We start from the raw sequence: 21,035 nt of genomic DNA, 5'->3' as shown, positions 1-21,035 counted from the left end.
GTGTCGATTGTCATCTGTCCTGTCTTCCAGAACCGCAAGCGGTCGAACTGATCGGCTTAGAACTTCAGGCTGAACTTGCCGCCGAAGACCTGCGATGTGGTGGTCGAACCGAAGGCGCCGTCATAATAGAGACGCAGCGTCCCGGTTTCGCCGGCAAACACATCCACACCCGCCGAGGCGCGCCACAGCGTGCGGTCGGTGGTCGTGCTGACGTTGAACGGTGCTACGCCGCCGGTATCCGACGAGAAGATGCCGGCCATCGCGATGCTGTTATCCGAATAGAGGCTGACCCCACCGCTGACATAGGGACGCAGCAGCATGTCGTCGCCGAGCGCAACCTGGGTGCCCGCCTCCAGCGACGGCGTCACGCTGAACACCGTCTGATCGCTGGCATCCATGCTGAGTGCTGCAATGCCACCGGTTTCCGTGACGGCACGCTGGCGCGTGTAGATCATATCCAGATCGAGGATCGGGCGGAGGTAAGCACTATCGTTCTGGAACGTATAGGCCGCGCGCAGACGGGCATTGATGGTCGCGACCTCTGGGCTCCCGGTCAACGTATCGGTAATGGTGCCGAAATCGACCTGACGGGTGCTGTCATACCAACCGTAGCTTCCCGATACCGCGGCAGAAAACAGGGCCGCACCGGGGGTGTATTTCACGACGGCGCCGAGGTAGGCGGTGCTGCCATCGCTGCTGCCATAGGTGCTGTCGGTGTTCTCCGTCGAGCCGCCGGCGCCGAAGCCGAGGCGCCAGTCCGGGGCGAGCGCGAACTGAGCGCCGCCGGTGAAGCTCCAGCTGTCGCTGTGCGATCCGATCGTCTCGGAATCACCGTCGCGCGTTACGCGGCGATTTTCCACCTTCACCCAGCCGCATTCGCCTTCGGCGCCGAAGAAATTGACGCCGTCTGCAACGCGGCAGCTCATCAGGTTGTTGGTGAAGTTGATGTTGGCCACGCGGGCCGCATCCGTTTCCGCCAGAAGCACTTCCGGCGACAACTGCTGTAGAGCCGCATTGTACTCTTCATCGGTACTGAGGTTGGCAAGGCTGAGCAGGATGGGCTCAAGACTGTTCGAGGCCGCGATCGAGCGGTTGAAATAATCCCCGAGCGTCCGACTGTTGGGCGTTCCACTCACAGGCGAGAAGTTGACGCCGTCGATCGTTACCGTGGCATTGGTGCCGTCGCTGGTAACGGAACCCAGGATCGCGGGGTTCGAAATGGCCATGGCCTCCTCCGTGATGCCGGCGCCGGCCGACAGGAAGACATAGCTGTTGGAACTGCTCCCCAGCGACATCAGGTTCACCGACAATGCGCCGTTCAACTTGGCCTGGCCGGAAACCGCCAGCGTGTCGGTCGCCGCGTTTGCGCCGTCGATATCGATCAGCAGCGTCCCGGTCGAGGTATTCTCGAACGAGCCGGTGAGGCTGGTCGCCTTGATCACGCCCTCGCCGCCGGGGGAAACGATGCCGGCATTGGTGAGCCAGTTGCCGCTTCCGAGATCAACCGAGGACCCGGTTTCGAACACCGCGCCGAACCGGTTCTCAAAACTGTTGGACGCAAGATCGGTCAGATCGATATTGCCACGGATCGTCCCGTAGTTGTCGATGGACGTGTTCGTATCGACACCGGAGACGGCAAGACCGTCGATGCCGGAGGTGTTGGCAAGCGTGCCATAGTTGAGAAGGGAGCTGGAAGCGCCATTGACGAACGTCACTGCTGCTCCGCTTGCGCCGCCCTTCACCGTGCCGTCATCGACCTGCGCCGAGAGGCTGCCCCAGCCTTCCAGATGGATACCGCTCTGGTTACCGGTGAGGTCACCGCCATAGCTCCTGACGAACACAGCTGCATTGGCCGAGGAGGCATAAATCGCATCATTGCCGGCTGCGGTGATATTGCCCCAGCTTTCGACTTCAACATCGTTGTCGTCACTCAGGTTGGTGGCGTTGATGCCATATTGGCTGGCCGTGATGCCCCCCAAATGCCCGACATAGACCTCACCCCGCGCCGAAGACGCCACAAGCCCGTTCTGGGCAACAATATCGCCCTTGACGGCCACATGCACGCCTTGGTCGTCGCTCAGGTTTGACGCATTGACGCCGTCAAGGGCAGCGTTGATATCCCCGTATTGCTCAACATAGACGTCTGCCTGTGCGGAAGATGCAAGGATACCACTTCCATTAGAGGCCGTGATGGCACCTTGCCAGTAGACCTCAACATCGTTGGAGTTGCTGGTGTTGGAGGCGTTGATGCCAACACCGTCGGCGGTGATGATGCCCCCACCGGTGACGTAGATGTAGCCCGTGGCAGAGGACGCCAGGATGCCGTCGCGATTATAGGCCGTCAGGTCACCGGTCTGCGTGACGTTGACCCATCCATTGCCGGTATTGCTGGCATTGATCCCGTAGAGATCGGCAAGGACCGTGCCCGTGGAAGTCACAGACACGTTGCCGTTGCTGGATGAAGCCAGGATGCCATCACGATTATAGGCCGTCAGGTCGCCAGTCTGCGTGACAGTGACCGAGCCATAGTCGGTGTTGGTGGCATTGATGCCGTAGAGATCAGCGACAAGCTTGCCGGTTGAATTTACAGTCACGTCGCCGTTGCTGGACGAGGCCACGATGCCGTCACGCTTGTTGGCCGTCAGGTCACCGTTCTGTGTGACAGTGACCGAGCCATAGCCGGTGTTGGTGGCATTGATACCATAAAGTTCGGCAACAAGCTTGCCGGTTGAATTCACAGTCACATCGCCGTTGCTGGACGAGGCCAGGATGCCGTCATTCTTGTTGGCCGTCAGATCACCGTTCTGCGTGACCTTGACCGAGCCATAGCCGGTGTTGGTGGCATTGATACCATAAAGCTCGGCAACAAGCTTGCCGGTGGAGGTCACGGTCACATTACCGGAGCTGGACGAGGCCACGATGCCGCTGCCGCTGTTGGAAGTGAGGCTTCCGTCGCGATGCGTGACGGTCACGTCCTGACCGCTCAAATTACTGGCATCGATGCCGTTCGTCTTGGAAATCAAATTGCCCTTCTGCGTGACCTCGACGGCTCCGTTCGGCGAATAAGCAATGATGCCCGCGCCGTCATAGGATTCGACGCCGCCGGTTGCATTGACCGTAACATTCGAATAGCCGGCATTGCGCACGGTGATAGCATCGGTCTTGGCCGTTACGGCACCATCGACCGTAACCGAGGCGGCTCCAGTGGCTGAATAGGCCAGGATGCCCTCTCCGGCCCAGGTGTAAACGCTGCCGGTCTGATTGATCGAGACGTCCCCACCCGTGGAATAGGCGTAAAGGCCGTAGGTCTTGGCCGAAATGTCACCGGTCGACGTAATGCCGATGCTGCCGGCCGGAGCGTCTGCCGAAATGGCGGCGCCCGTGTCGGAGGTGACATTGCCGACCTGCGTGATCAGAATGTTGCCGCTGTTTGCGTCAACGTTAATGCCGTCGCTGTTGGCCTGTATCGCGCCAGTGTTGTCGATCGTCACATTGCTATCAGTGGAACTTGCCAGAATCCCGTTGGCGCTGGCCGACCGGATGCCGCCGGACGCGGTGATGTGGAGCGTGCCGCCGCCCGACTGGACGGCGTGGATCCCGTCCGCGTCGGAGGTGATCAAGCCGTCTGCCGTCACCGAAATTGTGCCATTTGCCGCATAGGCATCGATGCCGGCCCCGGCAGAGACGGTAACTGTTCCTGTTTGATCGACCGTCACATCGCCATATTGCGAATGCGCATAAACGCCGGAGGTCTCACCGGAGAGATTGCCCGAAGACGTGACCGAAACAGCGCCGTTGGCTGATGTGGCCGAAATGGCGGCGTCGTTGTGCGAGGTGACGTTGCCGGTCTGGTTGATCGACACAGTGGAATTGTTGGCCGCCCCCTTGATGCCGGGGCCGCTCGCCTCGATTGTGCCGGCGTTGGTAATCGTGACCGAGCCGTTCGTCGAACTCGCGTCGATGCCGATACCGTTGAGCGAGGAGATGGCGCCATCGCGGTTGACGGATGAGGAACCACTGCCACGGCTGGAAATGACGATTGCCGAGCCGGTGGCCGTCACCGCGCCGGAACCCGTCAATGTGGCATTGCCGACAAGCGAGCTCAGGCTAACGCCGATCGCGCCCGACCCGATATCGCCAGACTGCGCGACCGAAACCGCGCCGCTATTGGCGAGGACATCGACACCGTTGCCCGATGCGGTGATCGTGCCCGTTCCAAGGATCGAGACGGTTCCCGTCGTCGAATGGCCGACGATGCCGGCGCCCTGGCTGGCATTGATCGTCCCCGACTGATCGACGGTCACGTTGCCACCGGCCGCATAGGCATTGATGGCATCGCCGGTGGACGTGATGGAACCGATATTGGTGACGATGACGCCGCCATTCAGGCCAATGGCTTCGATCCCGTACCCATCGTGGGTCGTCAGCGAACCGGTGTGGACGACACTCACCACCGTCGTTGCCGTGTCTTCCGCCGACTGGGCATGGATGCCGGTGCCGCCGGCATCGATATCGCCGGTGACCGTCACAGACACGGCCCCACGCGCTTCGGCCCAGACGCCGTCGTCGCTCGTCGTGGTGATATTGCCCGTGTGCGTGGCCAGAACCGTGCCGCTGTCGCCATGGCTTTCCAGGTGAAGACCCTGCGTGCCGGCAACGATATTGCCTGTCGTTGCGGAAAGAACGGAACCGTTGCTGAAGCCATAGATGCCATAGCCGGCTGTGCCGGTGATGTCGGCATCGCTTTGAATGTTCAGGAGACCCGAGCCGTTCGACGAGAGATTTATGCCATCGACCGCAGCATTGATCGTTGCAGTATTGACCAGTTTGATCGCTCCCGGCTGGCCGGGATCAATGCCGGTATCGGCGACGATGCCGGAGCCAGACGTCGAGGTAAGGCTGCCTGCGACATTAAGGTCGATCGTGCCGGTCGACTGGCCATGCGCGGTGATGGCATCAAGACCGGCATTGGTGGTCCCCTTCATCGTCACGTCGATATCGCCTGCCGTATCCACATAGATGCCATGCGCCGCAGCCGATACCAGATTGCCGGTGGCATCAAGGCTGATCGCTTGTCCTCCCAGGCTGCGGGCCTCGATGACATCGGCATCCGCACCACTTGCAGACAGCGTCTGCGTGGTCGCGAGATTGATCGCAATCGGGCCGTTGGTCGACACGAAATTGACGACATCATTGCCAGGCGTTGCCGTCACATCCGCCGTCAGCCCGGTGATGGATAGCATTGTGGTGGGATCGGTAACGGGCTGGAAACTGCTGACTGCGCCGCTGCAGGTCAATATGCTGCCGACCTGCGTGCAGGCAGCCTCGGCCTGGCCGGCGGCTGCAACCCACAGCACGCTGATTGCTGTTCCCGCCATAAGGCCGGCCAGCGCGCGGCTTGGGGCACGGCGAGCGTCGGCGGCTTTCACCGGTCCGCGCTTTCCTGCGAGCAATTCCCCATGTCGTTTCGGGCTCATCATGTACCCTCCCTCAAATCGTTGTTCGGCCAAATTCCGGTCTGTTATCGGTCCGCCTGTTCGGCGCCATCGCGGATTTTCACCGCCTGCGCCGCACCGGCAGCCCTTGATTCATCAATCGCCCGTTCAGGCTTTTGCCTTGATTTCCCGCCGTCAGCCGCCGGGATGAGTGGTGGCCGATCTTCCTCGACGGCCAGAAACGGACCCACCCGTCTGAAGCCCGCCACGGCGTCGCTATCGGGCGGCCAGGTGACGAATTTCGAGGGTCCCAGCAACACCGCAAGGAAAGCGAGGGCCGCAGCCAGGTTGCGCAAGACGATCGCAGGACGGCGCACCTGTTGCTGCGCCGTCTTGTTCGCGCGCCGGCCTTGAAGGCGGCCCGGCCGGCGCCGCGCCAGGGCAGCGCCTGCGCCTTCGATGCGTTCCCGGAGAGACAGTGCGATATCGGAAAGGCCGTCGCGAACCCCGACAAACCGGTAAAGCCCATAGCTGTACAACGTCGTGTTGATCGCCGGGATGATCGTGCCGAGATACTCGTGCGACAACAGTCCCTGCACGACGTAAACTGCCATCAAAAACAGCATCAGACAGTTGAAGACAAAGCTGTAAGGCGGGATGAAGGTGCGGTCTGCGACTTTTGGCGTTCGGGTGAAGCTTGCCTTTCGGCCCGTTACCATCTGCCTGACCGATGACAGGATACCGGCAAAGCTGACTGGCAGCAGCATCAGGTTCAAGGCGCAGACGTGGAAGAGATCGGTGAAGCGATAGCCCAGGCGCTTCAGATCGCTGGCATAGAGGATGAAGTAGGGCGCAATCGCAAGCGGCGTCCACATGAGCGCCTTGCTGTCGGCCGGGGACCAGATCATCAGGACGAAGACGGCGATATTGCCGAGAAGTGGCGACAGGAGATAATTTGTCCGCAGCAGCAGTTCCGGCAACCGACGAAGACGTCCCGGCATGCGCAGATAATTGCGCAGCAAGGCCGGGAAAATGATGAGGCCACCATTGCTCCAGCGCTTTCGCTGAATGGCAAGCGCACCGAAATCGGCAGGCGTGGCACTATAGGCGAGCGGCGTCAGGTAGTTATGGACATGCCAGCCCGCATCGAGAAGATCGATGGTCGATCCGGTATCCTCGATGACAGTTTCATCCTGAATGAACACCGTGCAGGTCTTGTGCCCTTCCCTCTCATCACGGGCGATCATTTTGAGGGCTTTGAAGCGGATCAGGGCATTCGCACCGACCCAGTAAGCCGCGCGGAAATACGTGCTTCCCTGATGCGCCAGGTACTGGATGTCTGTCGTGGCCCCCGCAATGCGCTCCACAAGCGACGTGCTGCCGGGGAAGCTCAGATAAGGTGTCTGGGCAACGGCCGCCTCCGGCTCCTCGTTGAGGACATGCGTGAGGCGCAGCATATAGTCGCCCAGGATGAGACTGTCGGCATCGAGCGTCAGCACAAAGTCCGGCTGCTCCACGACCATATCGACCTTCGCACCCGATGCCGGCACAAGAACACGGCCGCCGCCTCGCGGCTTGATCTTCAGGCGCTTGCCCATCAGGCCGATATAGGAATTGAGGTTCATCGCCTTGTTGGGCGCGTGCGACAAATTGGAAAAACTCTTGCGCTCGAAAACGTTGATGTCGCGGCAGAACAGCGTTTCCAGAACGCGGTAATGATGATCGATCCCGTCTTCATCGAGGACCGTCTGCGCAAGCGCGGCTTCGGTGCCGCGATAAAGCCGTGCCAGATCGCGCAGAACGCGCTCCACGAAAAACGTATCCACATGGCGGAACTCCGCCGAGATCTGCGCGACGAATTCCAGCGCGAGCTTTTCCAGCCAGCCGCTTGCGTCGGCGTAGAGCATGGCGATCTGCCGCGTTTCCCAGGCGCGATTGGGGAAGGTACTCACCTTTCGCGCCCGCCAGGCATCAGCGGCCTTGCACATGGGCGCCATGACCGCCTCGATTTCCTTCACAACGTCTGCGGCAGCTGCACGCGAGCGCGCCAGCGACTGAACGTCGGAGGCCGGATCATCGATCAGGAGTACGATCCGGCGGTTGCGATAACGCGCGACAGCGGCCGAAAGCAGCGTCATGGCGATAACGCGCCGCTCTTCCCGATAGGAGGGAATGAGGATGGTGATCGACGGCGCTTTGTCGCCGAAGAGATAGTCGGATTCAGCACAATCCGGAGCAGCTTGGCGCCGGCTGCGCCGCGCCAGCCCGTAACGGCTTAATTCGTAGGAGAAGCAGCAAAATACAAGGCAAATAAGAATAACCGCATACGCAACCCGTTGAAATAACGGTATATCGGCAACAAAGATCACAAAATAAACAAACCAAAAGAACAAAGCGAGGGAACACAGAGAAACAGCGGCGGAAAACGCCGTTTCTTTGCGACCATATCCTCCAAAATGGATCGGCCTGTATATTAGTTTTCCCAAAATCAATATTATTTCCCGACCGATTCACAAGATGCCGAGATTTAGTACATCAACCACATAAAAGGCAACTTCAATGTAGAAAACCCCTTACATTTAAGATATTTTTCATGGAAACAAAAAAATCTGATCACCAGTAATAAATATAACTCGGAGCCAGCGCACTGTGCAGACCTTGAATTTCCGCCAAAACAACGATCTAATTCCCGCTTTGCGCGGGATATTCCACCATCTGCACTCCCATCTGCGCTTACGCTTCTTGATCGTGACGACAGTCTCTCTTGCAGCCTGCGGATGCGTTACGGCCCAATCAACCTATCCGGACATGGTGAATGCCGGCGACGCCGCAATGGCGCACAAGCAATATGCCTCGGCCCTGCGCTCCTACATGAAAGCGGCAGAGCGCAATGATTCCTGGGGCGAACTGAACGTTGCGAAAATCTACGAGAATGGTCAGGGCGTGCCAAAGGACGATGCCGCCGCCGCCGATTGGTATGCAAAATCCGCGCAGCATGGAAATCCCTGGGCCATGAACAGCCTGGGATCGATGTATGAAGAGGGCCGTGGCGTCGCCAAGGACGCCGTCAAGGCAGCGGACCTTTATGCGCGCTCTGCCGAACAGGGAAACCCCTGGGGGCTCTACAATCACGCGCGCGCGCTTGAACTCGGCTTCGGTGGCCAGAAGGACATCGCAAAAAGCCTGCAGCTTTATCAAAAGGCCGCAGAGCTCGGAAACGCCTGGGCACAGTACACGCTGGGCGACAAATATGCAGCTGGCGATGGTGTCGCGCTCAACAACAAGACCGCCGTCGAATGGTACCGGAAATCCGCCGATCAGGGCAATGCCTGGAGCCAGTACAAGCTCGGCGTACTGCTGGAAGGCGCAACGGATGTGCCCGCTGATCTCCCCGCCGCCTTTGCCTCCTACAAGAAGGCTGCAGCTCAGGGCAATGCTCTGGCACAGGCCAATATGGGCCGGATGCTGGAAAACGGCCAGGGGACGGCCGCCAACCGGGAAGAAGCGCTGCGTCTTTACAAGCAATCGGCGGCCAATGGCGGCCCTGCCTGGGTGTCTGCACGCATAAAAGCACTGCAAAAGTAGCCGTTCGCGCCACCAGCACCCTCATTGCGCGCCGGCGATACTGCAATCTTCACGTCCGCCTCAAGCGCCTGGTAGCCAACCGCCGCTGCCGGGCGCGCAAGACAGCGTCGTTCACCCGCCGCCCGCCAAGGGGCGGCGGCGCATCCGGCCGGACAGCGACAAAGCCGGCAGACAAGCCATGCCGGATAAGGGCAGCCCCTTGCAAGGTTGCCTGCCCGTCTCAATATGAATTGTCTCTCCACCGTCATCACTCTGTCGGCGGCTCAATCTTCGTCCAGCGAGACATCCTAATGGCCAAGTCGCTTCACCTTACCGCCTTCATGCGTCCCGTCAGCCTTCATACCGGCGCCTGGCGCTATCCAGGTGCCTATGCGGATGCCAATTTCAACTTCGGCCATCTGAAATCCTTTATCCAGACGCTGGAGCGGGCGAAGTTCGATGCCTTCTTCATGGCCGATCATCTCGCCGTTCTCAATATGCCGGTGGAAGCCTTGAAGCGCAGCCATACGGTGACCTCCTTCGAGCCGTTCACGCTTCTCTCGGCGCTTGCGGCCGTCACCGACAAGATCGGCCTTGCCGCCACCGCCTCCACCACATTCGACGAGCCCTATCACGTGGCACGCCGGTTCGCCTCGCTCGACCATATCAGCGGCGGACGCGCCGCCTGGAACATCGTCACCACCTCCAACCCGGATAGCGCCCGCAATTTCGGCCTTTCCGAGCATGTGGAGCATGGCGAGCGCTACAAGCGCGCCCGCGAATTCTTCGACGTCGTCACGGGCCTCTGGGACAGCTTTGCCGACGATGCCATCATCCGCAATCAGGAAAGCGGCATCTTCTTCAATCCGGAGAGACTGCACGTGCTGGATCACAAGGGTGAGGAATTCAGCGTCCGCGGGCCGCTGAACATCGCCCGCCCCGTCCAGGGCTGGCCGGTCATCGTACAGGCTGGCCAGTCGGAACCGGGCAAGCAACTGGCCGCCGAGACGGCGGAGGTTGTCTTTGCCGCCCCGCGCGATCTTGCCACCGCAAAGTCGCTCTATGCCGATATCAAGGGCCGCATGCCGGCCGTCGGCCGTGACCCGAAACACCTGAAAATCCTGCCCGCGGCCATGATCGTCATCGGCGACAGCGTGGAGGAAGCCAAAGCCAAACGCGCCAGGCTCGACAGCCTCGTTCACTACGACAGCGCCATTGCCTCGCTCTCCATCGCGCTCGGTCACGACGCCTCCGGCTTTGATCCGGATGCCGCCCTGCCGGAGATCCCGGAAACCAATGCCAGCAAGAGCGGGCGGGCACAGGTACTGCGACTGGCGGAGCAGGAGAAATTAACCGTTCGCCAGCTTGCGCAACGCTATGGCGGCTATGCCGGCCTCGCCTTCATAGGCACACCCCAGACAATCGCCGACGAGATGGAAAACTGGCTGAACGAAGAGGCCGCCGATGGCTTCACCTGCGTCTTCCCGTTTCTGCCGCAAGGGCTGGAGGACGTCACCGAGAAGCTGGTGCCTGAACTGCAGCGGCGTGGCCTGTTTCGAACGGATTATGAGGGCACGACCCTGCGTGAGCACCTTGGCCTGCCCCGGCCTGCCAACCAGTTCTTTCCCGCAGAATAATCAGCCTGCTCGCGGCATCAGGAGCGACGATGAAGGCCTACCGCCGTGCATGTCAGGCGGGCGCCTTCTCCTCGGGTGGCAGATCGATCCAGTGGCGCGATGCCGTCGCTTCAAGGACCGCGTCCAGCACCCGCTGGTTCGCCAGTCCGTCGAAGAAGGTCGCCCCCTTTGCCAGCCGCCGCCCGCCGGCGATGGCCGCCGTCACTTCCCGCAGCGCCGCGACGACGGAAACGTTCCAGATGCCCTTGTTCAGCCCCGGCAGCGCGGCGTTCGGATCCTCCACGGAAATGTCCTCGAACGACTGTCCGGCGGGCGCGTACATCAACCTTTCAGTCTCGTTGTCGAGAAGGAGCGTGCCGCGGGAGCCGAAGACCTGTGTGACATTGCCCATGTTGTGGGCGGCAACGCCGCTCATGAATATCTGCGCCAGCGCCCCGCTTTGCATCTGCAGCGTCAGGTGGGCAAGATCGTCGGCGGTCGCCGTCCAGCTTTCGCCGGTCCGCTTGTCGGTCCGGTCGGGAACCATGGTCAGCGCCTGTCCGATCACCGAGGCGACGGGCCCCAGCCACCAGCGCACGAGATCCACCTGATGGCTGCCATTGGCGCCCAGCCGCCCGCCGCCCTTTTCCGCCAGCGACCACCAGTCACCCTTAGGCCGCGAGGCCGGATCGGCCCAGGACGAGCCGATATTGGCGATATTGACGTGACGAATCTCGCCGAGCGCGCCCTCGCCGATCAGTTCCGCCATCCGCTGGCGGTTCGGGTTAAAGCGCAGCTCGTGGTCGATCATGTGAACGCGTCCGAGCGCTTCCGCCTTTTCCAGCATGGCGGCCGCTTGCGTGGCATTCATCGCTGTCGGCTTTTCGCAGACCACATGCGCGCCAGCATCCAGTGCGGCAAGCGTCATCGGGTGATGCGTGTCGGTCGGCGTCGAGATTAGCACAAGGTCGAGGTGGTGGGCGGCAAGCATGGCGCGCCAGTCGTCATAGGCATGCGGGACCGCAAAAGCGTCTGCGGCATCACGAGCGCTTTCGATCCGGCTTGCGGCAATCGCCACCACTTCGGCCCCTTCCACGTGGCGAAGCGCCGGCAGATAGGCAGCGCGGGCGAAACTTGCGCCGATGATTCCAACTTTCATGAGGGATGTCCTTGGGGTCAGCCGAGCGTCTTCAGGCGCGGATCGAGGAAATCGCGCAGCCAGTCGCCCAGAATGTTGAAGGAAAGCACCGTCATGACGATGGCGATGCCGGGATAGAAGGCCAACCACCACTTGTTGGCCAGAAGCTGGTCGCGGCTCTCCGCCAGCATCGATCCCCAGGTGGGAACAGACGGCGGCACACCGAGGCCGAGAAAAGAGAGCGATGCTTCCGACAGGATGACGCTTGCCACGTTGAAGGAGGCAATGACGGTGAGCGGCGCCATGATATTGGGCAGGATGGTGCGGAAGATGACAGACACCGTGCTGTCGCCCAGCGCACGGGCCGCCTCCACATATTCCTTTTCGCGCAGCGACAAGGTCTGGGCCCGGACGATGCGGGCATAGGTTACCCATTGTCCGACGCCCAGCACCAGAATGATGTTGGCAAGCCCCGGCCCCAGAATGACGAGGAACATGATGGCGAAGAGGATGAAGGGAAAGGCGAGCTGGATATCGCCGAGCCGCATGATCACGTCATCGATCCAGCCGCCGAAATAGCCCGACACCAGCCCCGCCACGACGCCGATGGTGCCGCCAACCAGGATGGCGCTGATGCCGACCAGCAGCGAAACACGCGCACCGTAAAGGAGCCGCGAGAAGACATCGCGCCCGAGCCCGTCGGTGCCAAGCAGGAAGAGCGTCTTGCCCCGGCCCTCGGTCATGGGGCCGGCGAGCCGCAGCATGATGTTCTGGCGGTTGGGATCGAGCGGCGCGATCTGCGGACCGAAGAGGGCGGCGAAGATGACGCAGACGAGGATGAGCAAGGCCAGAAGCGGCCATTTCGCCGCGACCATGCTGCGCCAGGCGCGCCTGAATTCCCGGCGTCGATAATTCATGGCCGGTTGTGGGAGGCCTTGGGTTGCTGAAGCCATGGTTCGGACCCTTACAGTTTCACGCGCGGATCGATCCGCACATAGATCAGATCGACAAGGAGATTGAGGCTGATGAAGATGACCGAGAGCATGATCACGCAGGCCTGCACGACGGGAATGTCGCGCTGGTTGATCGCGTTGAACACCAGCCGGCCGATGCCGGGCCAGGAGAAGATCATCTCGACGACCACGACACCGCCAAGCAGGAAGCCGAATTCCAGCCCGACCATGGTAACGACCGGCAACCAGGCATTGCGCAGCGCGTGATGAATGACCACGGCGGCTTCCGGAATGCCCTTGGAGCGGGCGGTTCTGACGAAATCCTGCCCCAGCACTTCCAGCATGGAAGAGCGCACCAGCCGTGCATTGCGCGAGAGCGAATAGAAGCCCACCGCGACACCCGGCATCACGAGATAATAGAGCGCCATCGGCAACTGGCTGAAGGCCTCCACCACATGGCCCTGCAGCAGGGGCACCAGGAACGGCACATGGCCCGAGATCGGCAACCAGCGGAGATAAAGCCCGAAGAACATGATCATCATGATGCCGAGCCAGAAGCTCGGGATCGACTGTCCCAGCATGCCCATGGTCATGATCGACCCGTCGAGCGCCGAGCCACGATAGAGCGCCGCAAACACGCCGAGCGGAATGGCGAGCACGATCGCAAAGATCATGGCAAACAGCGTCAGCTCGATGGTGGCTGGCAGGGCCTCCAGGACCGCTTCGAGAGCCGGGCGTTTATAGGAGAGCGACGTTCCGAAATCGCCCTGGACCAAGTGACCGACGAACGTGAAATACTGCTCGTACAATGGACGGTCGAAGCCGAGCGCCACGCGCGTCTGCTGGATCTCTTCTGCCGTCGCACGCTCCGACACATAAAGATACGTCGGATCGCCGCCGATCTGCAACGCGACGAAGCTGATCGCAGTCACGCCCAAAATCACGATGATGCTCTGAAGCAACCGGCGAATGATGAAAGTCCACATGCCACGTCCTGTCTCGTCTGTGATGGCTTGCGCTGCGCAGGCTGATCCTGCGCAGCGCGGGGGCTGCTATTTCAGGGAGGCGTCGAAGAGATCGATTTCCTCGTCACGCCGAGGCTTCCAGGCGACGCGCTTCGACACGCCGTAGAAATCCGGCTGGAAATAGAGTTGCAGCCAGGGGCCTTCCTCGTAGAAGAGTTTCAGCATGCGATTGATGACCGGCCGGGCTTCGGCCACCGAGGGGGCGGCCAGCGCCAGCTTCCAGTCGTCGAACCAGCGCGGATCTGTCCAGCTCTGGTAGTTGGTGGTGGCGTCCGGCGTCGAAAACAGGCTCATGTCGTAGAGCGGGTTCCAGGTGACGCCCCCCTGCCCCAGAAAGAACAGCGGCGCCATTTTCTTGGCCCGCAGCAGCGGCGAGTAGACGGAGGCCCATTCGAGAAGCTCGACATCCGTCTGGACGCCCACATCCGTCAGATATTGACCGATGGCCTGCACGACATTGGCGTCGTTGAGATAGCGGCCGCGCGGACCCTGCAGGCGGATGTGAAACCGCACGCCATCGGCGCCACGCGGATAGCCGGCCTCGTCCAGAAGCTTTTCGGCCATGGCCGGATCATAGGGCACCGGCTTCAGGTCCGGATTGCCGTTCGGCGGATTGACGAGGCTTGTGGCCCGCTCGCAGGTGGTGCCGAGCAACTGGCTGCAGATGCCCGGCACATCCACCGCATATTGCAGGGCAAAGCGCACCTTGGGGTTCTGGATTTCGGCCGCACCCGGCATGCCGGCGGCATTGGGACTGAGGTTGTAGCCCACCTGCATGCGGCGCGTGCCGCTCACCTTTTCCACCGCTGCCGTGCCGGACGCATCGATGGCGCCGATCTGGTCGGGCGACACGTTGGTGATGATGTCGACATTGCCGGCGATCAGTTCGGCCGTGCGGGTTGATGCCTCGGGAATGATCCGCCAGACGATCCTCTTGAAACGGCCGGGATCCTTGACCTTTTCCAGAACGATCTGCGCGCCGCGTTGCCAGGACACCAGCCGGTAGGACCCGGAGCCGACCGGGTTCGTGGACGCCTGCTCCAGCGTCATCGCCTCGTAGGCATCCTTACAGTGGATGTAGATCTGCGCCATCATACCAAGCGCGAGCGTCGTCCTCGCCGACAGGTTGATACGCACCGTCAGATCGTCCACCACCTCGGCGGACTTGAAGCCGAGCGTCGGAAACACGAAGCCTGCCGAATTGCCGGTGAACTTCTTGGACTTGTCCGCCGGCCGGTTGAAAGAATAGGCGACATCCTCTGCTGTCAGCGCCTCGCCGTTGTCGCAGGTGAGGTTCGGCTTGATCTTGACGAGATAGGAGAGGCCGTCGGCACTCACATCGGTTTTCTCCGCAAGATACGGCTTGATCTCGCCCTCGAAGTTGACGGTGTAGAGCGTTGCGAAAATGTGCTTGGCGATATTGGCGTTATCCCGGCTGGAAATCTGGGCGGGATCGAATGTGGAAGCGTCGGCGCTGAGGCCGACCACCAGTGTGTCTGGCGGCGGTGCGGCCTGCGCGGCGGCAAGGCCGCAGAGCAAGGCGCAGCCCGTTGCCAGGATGCGGATCAGGCTTGTCATCGTGGGTTCCCCTTCAAGACGTTTTTGTCTTTGATTATGCCCATGCAGTCCCGATCGCCGCCGCCCCTGACGAAAAGAGCGGCGGCGACTGTCATCCGATCACTTGTTCAGCTTGGCGTCGAAGAGATAGACCTTCTCGTCGCGCCGCGGCGCAAAGGCGACGCGCTTGGAAACGCCGTAGAAATCCGGCTGAAAGTAGAGCATCAGCCACGGCGGGTCGTTGTAGAAAACGTCCAGCATCTGGTCGATGATCTTGCGCTGGTCGGCAGCCGAGCCGGCGGCCGCAATCTTGGCCCAGCCGTCGAACCAGGCCGGATTGCTCCAGGAGGTGTAGTTCGTGCCGGCGGTCGGCGTTGATAGATCGGTCATGTCGTAGAGCGCCGACCAGGTGGCACCGCCGCTGCCGAGGAGGAACAGCGGGCCTGCATCGTGCTTGGAAATCAGCGGCACGTATACCGACGACCACTCCAGCAGTTCGACATCCGTCTTGACGCCGACATCGCTCAGATACTGACCGATGGCGAGCGCCACATTGGCATCGTTCAGATAGCGGCCGCGCGGCGCCTGCATCTTGATCGTGAAACGGGTGCCATCGGCGCCCCGCGGATAGCCTGCGGCATCCAGCAGCTTTTCCGCCTGGTCGGGATCATAGGGATAGGGTTTTAGCGCCGGATTGGCATTCGGCGGATTGACGAGGCCGGTGGCGCGGGTGCACTCGAAGTTCAAGAGTTGCTTGCAGATCGCCGGCACATCGATCGCGTATTGAAGCGCCTTGCGGACATCCGTCTTCTGGATGGCCGCACCGGCCGGGGTTTTGGCAAAATCGTCGCGCAGGTTGAAGCCCACATAGATGCGGCGCGTGCCGGCAACGCTCTTCACCTCGGCGACGCCGGACTTGTTGATCGTCTCGACCTGATCGGGCGCGACATTGGTGATGATGTCGACATTACCCGCCATCAGTTCGGCGGTGCGCGTCGAGGCTTCCGGAATGACCCGCCAGACGATCGTCTTGAAGGTTGCCGGCTCCTGGCGCTTCTCCAGCACGATCTTGGAGCCGCGATCCCAGGAAACGAGACGATAGGGACCGGATGCCACCGGCTTGGTGGCGGCATCCTGCAGGCTCATCTTCTCGTAGCTGTTCTTGCAGTGCATGAAGACTTCGGCGATCAGGCCGAAGGAGACCGGGTTCTTCTGGCCGAGCTTGACCTTGACCTCGAGGTCCGACACCGCTTCCGCGCCCTTGAAGGCGATGGAGGAATAGACGAAGCCCGGCGTGTTGCCGGTGAACTTGTTGGCGGGGTCTGCAGCGCGGTTGAAGGAATAGGCGGCATCCTCGGCGGTGAAGGCCTCGCCGTCCTCGCAGGTGAGGCCGGGTTTCAGCTTGTAGGTATAGGACAGACCGTCCGGCGCTTCCTTGTAGGATTCGGCCATCTGCGGCACGATTTCGCCGGTCGCGCTCACCTCATAGAGCGTGCCGAAGATATGCTTGGCGATGTTGGAATTGTCGCGGCTGCTGATGGCGGCCGGATCGAAGGTGGTTGCGTCCGCGGAAATGCCGAGGACGAGCGTGTCATCCGGCGGCGCGGCGGAGGCGATGCTGGCGGAGGCCATAAGGGCCGCCAACCCGGCAATGAAAAGACCGTTCTTTCCCATTTCTGAAGTTCCTTGCCCTCTGTGGTTATTCTTGGCTTGTCTGCTTTGGCCGATCGATCGCCCCGTCACGTCATGAGATCGGCAATCTGGATGGCTTGCCCTGTCCGGGAGGACTGAATGCAGGCTTCCACCATCTGGAGCGAATGGAGATGGTCGCGGCCCGAACACTCGAGCGGGCCCTCGCCCCGAAGGGCTGCGACGAAACGGATGAGGAGTGCGGAGGCATCGTCGATCCACTGCCGGTAGGCCGGCAGCGGCACCTCGGTCAGGGCGCCCTCTGCACGCCGGGCAAAACCCAGCGATCCGAACTGATCCTTCTGGATGACTACGCCTTCTGCGCAATCATGACGCCATTCGAAGCCGGGTACGCTCCAGTTGCCCTGCCATGTGCCCTGGTATTCGGTGACGACACCATTGGCGAAGGTGATGATGGCGCTGACATTGGCGTCATCGGCATACATCGACCACGGCGGATTGAAGGTGCGGGCATAGATCGACACGGGCTCCGCACCATAGACGAAACGCATCAGGTCGAAATGATGGATCGACTGCTCCCAGAGCATCGGATGCTGCATGGTGAGCGGGTACTTGTTGAGATGCGGCAGGTAACCATCCCGCCAGCGCTCGTAGGTGAAGCGCGAGAATGCGGGTTGCCCGACCTCGTCGGCAAACAGACGCAGCGCCTGGCGCGTAACCGGCAGATAGCGGAAGTTGAGCACCACCATCAGCGGCACGCCGGCGGATTCCGCCATGGCGACATAATCGCGAGCGCGAGGCACGCTGTCCGCCAGCGGTTTTTCGGCAAGGATCGGCAGGCCTGCACGGCAGCAGGCCTCGATCTGCGCTTCACGCCCGGTAGGCGGCGTGCAGAGCAGCACCGCATCGGCCGGAAGATGGTCGATCAGCGTCAGATCCGCGCCGGTCACCGCATCCGGGCACTGGTCTGCGGCGCGGGTGCGGTTGGCCTCCAGCGGGTCGATGAGGCCGACGATCCGGCAATCGGCATTGGCCTGCAGGACCTTGATCCAGTACTGGGCGCGGGCGCCGAGGCCGACGATGATGAAACGCAGCGGCGTCATGAGCGAACCTCCGACATCAGGTGCAGGCCGCGCTCCAGCGGCGTCCAGGCAAAGCCCTTAAGATCCGGGCGGCGCGAGACCATCGGCACCCGCCTTGGCCCGGTTTCGTCTGCACGCTCCGCGACTAGGCCGGGCGTGCGCGCGGCAATCGTTTCGGCAAGTGCGAGATCGGAGATGATCTCCCCGGATGTCAGATGCATGAGGCCGCGCGCCTCTGCGCGGATCAGGCGGTCGATCGCTGCGGAAAGATCCGGCAGGAAGGTCCAGTCGCGCCGCGATTGCGGACTAGCGACGTCAAGCGGCATTCCCTTCTGCGCAGCGTCGAGCCATTGGCGGACCGGCGAGACGAAGCGACGTGTCGGGCGGCTTTCCTCGTGCGGTCCGTAGAGCGGCCCAAGCCGCAGCACGAGCGTTTCCGGCCGCGCCAGGGCGATCACTTCGCCGGCACGCTTTGCCAGCGCATAGGCGGACGTGCCCTGCGGCGCGACGGCCTCATCCAGCAGTTCGGCCTCATCAAAGGCGAAGACACCGGACGAGGACAGAAAGATGAAGCAGCCGATCCCCCGCGCCACGGCCTGATCGAGGCAATCGATCAGCAGGGTGACGTTGTCCCGCACATGGGCAATCTCGGAGATCCCGAGGCATTCCGGCGGCGTTGTCAGCGCCGCACCATGGATGACGATGCCGATGGTCTCGTCCATCGCGGCCCGCAGTGTCTCAGCGGTCAACTCCGCCTCGATCAACCGGATGCCGGCAAGCCGGCTTCGCGTCGCGGCATCGAAGGCGCGATCGAGCGCCGTGACCGGATAGCCCAGCGCCCAAAACCCCTCGGCCAGATGCGAGCCGACGAAACCGCCGCCACCGGTGATGAGAATACCGGGCCGGGTCATGGCGCGACCTCCAGCCATTTCAGGTCGATTTCCGAGGCGGATCGGCTGTGCTGCGACACAAGAGAGAGCACACGGTCCAGGTCGCGGGCGGTAAGTGCCTCCACGATCGGCGGATGATTGGCCGCAACCTGGCGCAGGTCCGCATTGGCGCGATTGCGCAGAGCCATGATCTGCCGGATGCGCAGCGCCAGATGATCCCAGAGCGTCAGCAGCAGGCCGTGATCGGCAAGCCGGATGAGGGTGCGATGAAAGGCGGCATCGGCGGCAATCAGGGCCACGAGATCGGCCGCATCGGCTGCGGCAAACATCGCCGACACATGCTCGCTCAGCGGGCTAACATCCGCGCCGCTCTCGATGATACGCCGGACGGCGAAGGCCTCGAACTGCTCGCGGATGCTGTAGATTTCCTCGACGGATTTGGCCGTCAGCGGCTTTACCCGCTTGCCCTTGTAGGGAAGGTTGTCGATCAGCCCGTCGGCTTCGAGGATCTGGATCGCTTCGCGCACCGGCGCGCGCGACACGTTCAGCTGCTCCGCTAGCGCCGCCTCGACGATCGGCGTGCCGGGCCGCAACCGGCCCTCCACGATGCCGGTGCGCAGCATGTCGGCCACCACCAGCCTCAGCGGCAGGCTTTCGATACGGGCGATATCGGCCTGTGGCTCAACCATGCGCGCCTCCTACCATCGCCTTCTCCGGGTCCGGGCCGACGAGAAGCCGCGCGATCGGCAGATGCACGTCGTCGTTTTGCGAACCGCGCCACATCAGCACGGCAAAACTGCCCTCGCGATCCAGAACACGGGCGCCCGCATGCCAGATGCCGGGCCGGTAGACGACGCCGAGGGAGCCCGGCATCACGAAGGCCCTGAGCGCGCTGATCAGGGGCCGACCGTCCGCATCGGAGGGCGCCACCATCACCAGATAGCGCGATACATCGAGAGGCAGAAAAACCTGGGCCGCGTGCGGGTGATGTTCCAGGCTGTCGAGCGCGACCGGGCATTCGCTGGGAGCAATGCGGTTGGTGTGCAGCACCGGTGCGCAGTCCGGGCGGGCCGCACCCAGCCAGTCCGAATAGAACCGCCGATCGCCGATCACGCCCGGCCTGTCTATGAAGCCGCCGAACGGCGCAAAATCCTGCGCGGATAGTCCCTGCTCCAGAGGCACGAAATTCATGTGCTCTCCTTTGCAGCCAGCGCGTCGAAGGGCATTTCGGCCTTGCAGTGGCGGGCGATATCCTGCCGCCGCGCCATCCAGACGCCCTCACAGCCCGCCACGTGATCGAGAAAACGTTCGAGACCGGAGGCGCGGCCGGGATGACCGATCACCCGCGGATGCAGGCCGACCGACATCATGCGCGGCTGCGACCGGCTTTCCTTCAGCAGCATGTCGAAGGTTTCGATCAGGAATTCCGCATAGCTGCGGCCTGTGACCCAGCCGCCCTGTACGAACTTGGCGTCATTGGTGACGAGAGAATAGGGAACGACAAGATGCGGGCGTCCATCGACGCGGACCCAGTAGGGCACCTCGTCATTATAGGCATCGCTGTCATAGTCATAGCCGCCATGCTCGACCACCAGCCGCCGGGTCGCGGCACTGCGGCTGTAGCGGGAATACCAGCCGGCGGGCGGACGGCCCACGGTTGCAACGATACTGTCGAAGGCGCGGGCGATATGCTCGCGCTCGGTCGCCTCGTCCAGCCGGTAATGCTCCACCCACCGCCATCCGTGGCAGGCAATGTCCCAGTCGGTGCGGGCAATGGCCGCTGCCACCTCTGCATTGCGCTCCAGCGCCTGGGCGCTGGCAAACACCGTCAGCGGCAGATTGCGCTCGGTAAACAGCCGGTGCAGACGCCAGAAGCCGACACGGCTGCCATATTCATACATGCTTTCGGATGCGAGATCGCGATCGCCGGGGGGCACGCGCGGCTGGTTGATCTCCAGCAGCGCGGTTTCCGAACGGCCATCACCGTCCGCGACCGAATATTCCGATCCCTCCTCGTAGTTCAGGACGATGTTGACCGCGAGGCCGCTGTCACCCGGCCAGCGGAACTGAGGAGGTCGATTGGCATATCCGATGAAATCTCGCATGGTGCCCCCTGACGCCCTGC

General features: G+C 62.0%; 14 protein-coding genes. 2 read left to right on the top strand and 12 right to left on the bottom strand.

Features of this window, described 5'->3' with window-relative positions:
- Window positions 1-56: 56 nt before the first annotated feature.
- Both J2858_RS13505 and J2858_RS13500 read right to left on the bottom strand, forming a co-directional pair.
- Window positions 57-5,480: a beta strand repeat-containing protein gene (locus tag J2858_RS13505; RefSeq protein ID WP_210105332.1), complete on the bottom strand. Its 5,424-nt coding sequence runs from the start codon at window positions 5,478-5,480 to the stop codon at window positions 57-59.
- Between the two features lie 41 nt (window positions 5,481-5,521).
- A complete protein-coding gene (locus J2858_RS13500) occupies window positions 5,522-7,573 on the bottom strand; it encodes a glycosyltransferase family 2 protein (protein WP_210105331.1) in 2,052 nt (683 codons plus the stop codon).
- 694 nt (window positions 7,574-8,267) lie between these two features.
- On the opposite strand from J2858_RS13500, the gene J2858_RS13495 reads away from it, so the two are divergent.
- On the top strand, window positions 8,268-9,020 hold the full coding sequence (locus J2858_RS13495; RefSeq protein ID WP_210105330.1) for a tetratricopeptide repeat protein: 753 nt from the start codon (window positions 8,268-8,270) through the stop codon (window positions 9,018-9,020).
- Window positions 9,021-9,310: 290 nt separating this feature from the next.
- Complete coding sequence (locus tag J2858_RS13490) at window positions 9,311-10,636, top strand: LLM class flavin-dependent oxidoreductase (RefSeq protein ID WP_210105329.1); 1,326 nt, start codon at window positions 9,311-9,313, stop codon at window positions 10,634-10,636.
- A gap of 52 nt (window positions 10,637-10,688) precedes the next feature.
- Here the strand turns inward: J2858_RS13490 and J2858_RS13485 are convergent, their stop codons facing one another.
- From J2858_RS13485 to J2858_RS13440, 10 genes are all read right to left on the bottom strand, one after another.
- Window positions 10,689-11,774, bottom strand: a complete 1,086-nt coding sequence (locus tag J2858_RS13485; RefSeq protein ID WP_210105328.1) for a Gfo/Idh/MocA family protein — start codon at window positions 11,772-11,774, stop codon at window positions 10,689-10,691.
- A 17-nt stretch (window positions 11,775-11,791) separates the two neighbouring features.
- Window positions 11,792-12,706: an ABC transporter permease gene (locus J2858_RS13480; protein ID WP_188134367.1), complete on the bottom strand. Its 915-nt coding sequence runs from the start codon at window positions 12,704-12,706 to the stop codon at window positions 11,792-11,794.
- Between the two features lie 11 nt (window positions 12,707-12,717).
- Entirely contained in the window at window positions 12,718-13,692 is a 975-nt protein-coding gene (locus tag J2858_RS13475) for an ABC transporter permease (protein WP_210105327.1), read from the bottom strand.
- Between the two features lie 66 nt (window positions 13,693-13,758).
- Complete coding sequence (locus tag J2858_RS13470; protein WP_210105326.1) at window positions 13,759-15,309, bottom strand: ABC transporter substrate-binding protein; 1,551 nt, start codon at window positions 15,307-15,309, stop codon at window positions 13,759-13,761.
- A 99-nt stretch (window positions 15,310-15,408) separates the two neighbouring features.
- On the bottom strand, window positions 15,409-16,962 hold the full coding sequence (locus J2858_RS13465; RefSeq protein WP_245366025.1) for an ABC transporter substrate-binding protein: 1,554 nt from the start codon (window positions 16,960-16,962) through the stop codon (window positions 15,409-15,411).
- A 65-nt stretch (window positions 16,963-17,027) separates the two neighbouring features.
- Window positions 17,028-18,041 (bottom strand): Gfo/Idh/MocA family protein, encoded by a 1,014-nt coding sequence (locus J2858_RS13460; protein ID WP_210105325.1) that lies wholly within the window; start codon window positions 18,039-18,041, stop codon window positions 17,028-17,030.
- Window positions 18,038-18,931 carry an NAD-dependent epimerase/dehydratase family protein gene (locus J2858_RS13455; protein WP_210105324.1) on the bottom strand — a complete coding sequence of 298 codons (894 nt, stop codon included), beginning with the start codon at window positions 18,929-18,931 and terminating at the stop codon, window positions 18,038-18,040. The genes J2858_RS13460 and J2858_RS13455 overlap by 4 nt, the downstream gene beginning before the upstream one ends.
- Window positions 18,928-19,599: a GntR family transcriptional regulator gene (locus J2858_RS13450; protein ID WP_210105323.1), complete on the bottom strand. Its 672-nt coding sequence runs from the start codon at window positions 19,597-19,599 to the stop codon at window positions 18,928-18,930. Before J2858_RS13450 ends, J2858_RS13455 begins: the two co-directional genes overlap by 4 nt.
- Window positions 19,592-20,101: an ureidoglycolate lyase gene (locus J2858_RS13445; RefSeq protein ID WP_210105322.1), complete on the bottom strand. Its 510-nt coding sequence runs from the start codon at window positions 20,099-20,101 to the stop codon at window positions 19,592-19,594. The genes J2858_RS13450 and J2858_RS13445 overlap by 8 nt, the downstream gene beginning before the upstream one ends.
- Window positions 20,098-21,015, bottom strand: a complete 918-nt coding sequence (locus J2858_RS13440; RefSeq protein ID WP_210105321.1) for a polysaccharide deacetylase family protein — start codon at window positions 21,013-21,015, stop codon at window positions 20,098-20,100. The genes J2858_RS13445 and J2858_RS13440 overlap by 4 nt, the downstream gene beginning before the upstream one ends.
- Window positions 21,016-21,035: the final 20 nt, after the last annotated feature.

Origin of the sequence: Neorhizobium galegae (assembly GCF_017877135.1) — a bacterium.
Taxonomy (GTDB): domain Bacteria; phylum Pseudomonadota; class Alphaproteobacteria; order Rhizobiales; family Rhizobiaceae; genus Neorhizobium; species Neorhizobium galegae_A.
Note: the sequence above shows the minus strand (reverse complement) of the source record. Positions and strands in the feature narration are given on the sequence as shown.

Excerpts from the sequence above, each read along its gene's own strand:
- J2858_RS13445 (WP_210105322.1), bottom strand. The coding sequence starts at position 20,101 with ATGAATTTCGTGCCTCTGGAGCAGGGACTATCCGCGCAGGATTTTGCG.
- J2858_RS13460 (WP_210105325.1), bottom strand. The coding sequence starts at position 18,041 with ATGACGCCGCTGCGTTTCATCATCGTCGGCCTCGGCGCCCGCGCCCAG.
- J2858_RS13470 (WP_210105326.1), bottom strand. The coding sequence starts at position 15,309 with ATGACAAGCCTGATCCGCATCCTGGCAACGGGCTGCGCCTTGCTCTGC.
- J2858_RS13480 (WP_188134367.1), bottom strand. The coding sequence starts at position 12,706 with ATGGCTTCAGCAACCCAAGGCCTCCCACAACCGGCCATGAATTATCGA.
- J2858_RS13495 (WP_210105330.1), top strand. The coding sequence starts at position 8,268 with ATGGCGCACAAGCAATATGCCTCGGCCCTGCGCTCCTACATGAAAGCG.
- J2858_RS13475 (WP_210105327.1), bottom strand. The coding sequence starts at position 13,692 with ATGTGGACTTTCATCATTCGCCGGTTGCTTCAGAGCATCATCGTGATT.
- J2858_RS13440 (WP_210105321.1), bottom strand. The coding sequence starts at position 21,015 with ATGCGAGATTTCATCGGATATGCCAATCGACCTCCTCAGTTCCGCTGG.
- J2858_RS13505 (WP_210105332.1), bottom strand. The coding sequence starts at position 5,480 with ATGATGAGCCCGAAACGACATGGGGAATTGCTCGCAGGAAAGCGCGGA.
- J2858_RS13485 (WP_210105328.1), bottom strand. The coding sequence starts at position 11,774 with ATGAAAGTTGGAATCATCGGCGCAAGTTTCGCCCGCGCTGCCTATCTG.
- J2858_RS13450 (WP_210105323.1), bottom strand. The coding sequence starts at position 19,599 with ATGGTTGAGCCACAGGCCGATATCGCCCGTATCGAAAGCCTGCCGCTG.
- J2858_RS13465 (WP_245366025.1), bottom strand. The coding sequence starts at position 16,962 with ATGGGAAAGAACGGTCTTTTCATTGCCGGGTTGGCGGCCCTTATGGCC.
- J2858_RS13490 (WP_210105329.1), top strand. The coding sequence starts at position 9,311 with ATGGCCAAGTCGCTTCACCTTACCGCCTTCATGCGTCCCGTCAGCCTT.
- J2858_RS13500 (WP_210105331.1), bottom strand. The coding sequence starts at position 7,573 with ATGACGCTGCTTTCGGCCGCTGTCGCGCGTTATCGCAACCGCCGGATC.
- J2858_RS13455 (WP_210105324.1), bottom strand. The coding sequence starts at position 18,931 with ATGACCCGGCCCGGTATTCTCATCACCGGTGGCGGCGGTTTCGTCGGC.